General features: G+C 46.5%; 4 protein-coding genes. All 4 read left to right on the top strand.

Annotated features, from left to right (window positions below; all coding sequences use genetic code 11):
• On the top strand, nucleotides 1–236 hold a 236-nt coding region (locus COY37_RS11235), incomplete at its 5' end, for a flagellin (protein ID WP_286977619.1).
• 59 nt (nucleotides 237–295) lie between these two features.
• Complete coding sequence (locus tag COY37_RS11240; RefSeq protein WP_286977620.1) at nucleotides 296–598, top strand: flagellar protein FlaG; 303 nt, start codon at nucleotides 296–298, stop codon at nucleotides 596–598.
• A gap of 2 nt (nucleotides 599–600) precedes the next feature.
• A complete protein-coding gene (gene fliD, locus COY37_RS11245) occupies nucleotides 601–2,010 on the top strand; it encodes a flagellar filament capping protein FliD (protein WP_286977623.1) in 1,410 nt (469 codons plus the stop codon).
• A gap of 13 nt (nucleotides 2,011–2,023) precedes the next feature.
• The gene (gene fliS / locus COY37_RS11250; protein ID WP_286977625.1) at nucleotides 2,024–2,395 is read left to right on the top strand and encodes a flagellar export chaperone FliS; all 372 of its coding nucleotides are present in this window, start codon (nucleotides 2,024–2,026) and stop codon (nucleotides 2,393–2,395) included.
• Nucleotides 2,396–2,469: the final 74 nt, after the last annotated feature.

Raw genomic sequence — 2,469 nt, forward strand, 5'->3', positions numbered from 1 at the left:
CAAGCACAAGGGCCACCCTTGGCGCTACTCTTAACAGGTTCTCATCCACCACGTCAAACCTTTCAAACGTTCTTGAGAACATCACCGCCGCGCATTCGCGTATTATGGATGCCGACTTCGCGGCTGAGAGTGCGAACATAACCAAATCGCAGATCTTACAACAGGCAGGTATTTCGGTGCTCGCTCAGGCGAACACCTCGACGCAGAGCGTATTAGCTCTGCTCCAGAAGATGTAACGGAGGGAAGAATAGGAGGGTAGCCATAACAGGCTACCCTCCATTCGAATACTATGGATGTGAAATCGATTAGTGCAATGCAGCTTGGTGAAATCGTAAGCAAGGGCGTACGGCCTTCTGAATCATCAGGTCTTAAGAAAGCCGATGTGCAAGTAAAGGCTGCTCCGCAGGATGAATCTAAGCCCCAGGTTGCCATTGATAACGGCAAAGTCGTGCTTGCGCTTCTTGATAACAAGCGCGTCGTCATCCAAGTCTTAAATGGCAAGGGTAAAGTCATAAGGCAGATCCCGCCAGAGGAACTGGTGGCAGCATATGATCACCTCCAGAAAGTGATCGGGCACCGATACGATAAAGAGGGGTAACAATGAGTATAACAACTTCAGGCATATTCTCGGGCATCAATACCGATGATGTTGTGGCCAAGCTCATGCAAGTCGAAAGCCGGCCACTTGTCGCCTTACAGAGAAAAGAGGCCGACTACCAGGCGAAGATCAGTGGGCTCGGCAGTTTACTCTCCACGATTACGGGCTTAAAGAGTTCTCTCACCGCGCTCAAGGATAGTAGCAATCTGATCAGCATGAAGGCTATGTCATCCGACACCAATACCTTTACCGCAATCACAACCACCGGTGCTCTAGCCGCGAATCATAGCATTAAAGTTAATAACATAGCGAGCAACCAGAGCATATACTCCGCCGCTTTTGCTAACACGACCGATGCGGTTGCTGATCTATCCACCTACGCAACTCAGAAGCTGCAGATTCAGGTGGGCAGCAGCGCCGCTGTTATAACAGTTGATTCAACTAACAATACTCTGAGCGGTATAATGAGCGCCATCAACAACGCAAAGATCGGAGTCAATGCATCAATTGTTAATGACGGAACAGCGGGAAACAGGCTTGTTCTGACTTCTACCACGCCGGGTGCCGCAAACAGGATCACGGTTAAGGCAGATATTGACAACAATGGGATATATGAGGAAGCGCCTCTTGAAACTAATAACACGGGGCTCGCAAGGCTTGCTTTTAACCCCACCTATAATCCAGATGGAACCGTTTTGGGCGGTATCGTGAACATGACGCAATCCCAGGCGGCCAAGGATGCCTCATTAGTCGTCGATGGCCTTGCGATAACGAAGTCATCGAACACTATATCCGATGTCATCGCAGGGGTCACGATCAACCTCGTGAAGGATTCGGCAGGCAGTACGCTTAACCTTAACGTCTCACAGGACAACGAGGCAATCAGGGCGAAGTTGACCGCGTTTGTTACGGCGTACAATTCAGCCATGAGCTCGATAAAAGGCCTTCAGGGGACAAAAGATAAAAAAGGCGTTCTACCAGCTGATAGTACAATGGATGCTTTAGCGAATACACTAAGAAACGTAATAAGCAATACATACAGCAATAGCTCGCTTACGTTGCTTGGCATTACGCACGATAAATATGGGGTTGTTAGCCTTGATTCTACGACGTTTGATAAAGCCATGACATCTGGCTCGCAGAGTGTCGCAAATGTGGTAAACGCCATGGCGACATCGTTAGATTCGACCATTGATAATTACATCAAAAATGTCATTCCGAATAAGCAGGATAGCTACAGCAAGGTTACCAAATCGCTGGCTAAGGCCGAGCTTGATATGCAGATCCGACTCAGCAAAACAGAGCTTGATCTTAAAAGGAAGTTTAACAATCTTGACCGACTAATGGGACAACTTCAGAACCAATCAAATTATATGACGCAGCAATTGGCGGCTCTCAATAAACAGGGGTAAAAAGGGGTAGACAATGAACACCACAGCATATGCACAAAACGCTTATACAACAACCAAGATAAATACCGTAAGTAATCCTCTCGACCTAGTTATAATGCTTTACGATGGAGCCATCGGCCATCTTAATAAGGCGATCTCTTGTATAAACCAATGCGATTTGCCTGAAAAAACGCGATACATAACAAGAACTATAGCTATTATAGAGGAACTGCTTGTATCACTTAACATGGAAGAAGGCGGAGAGATAGCCGAAAACCTAAAGGGCCTCTATGTATATATGCTAAAGGAAATTACTATTGCAAATGCAAATAATGATGTCCAGAAGATAAAACAAGTAGAGGCGCCCTTAAAAGAGTTAAGGGACGCATGGAAAGAGATAAGGTAGCAATGTTCGCTATTCAATCGGTAGAGTTACCACTCTACTTCCAATAGGCCAGGTCACTTAGAAACCTTTTGTGG

It is taken from the genome of Candidatus Aquicultor secundus (assembly GCF_002791875.1).
GTDB lineage: Bacteria > Actinomycetota > Aquicultoria > Aquicultorales > Aquicultoraceae > Aquicultor_A > Aquicultor_A secundus.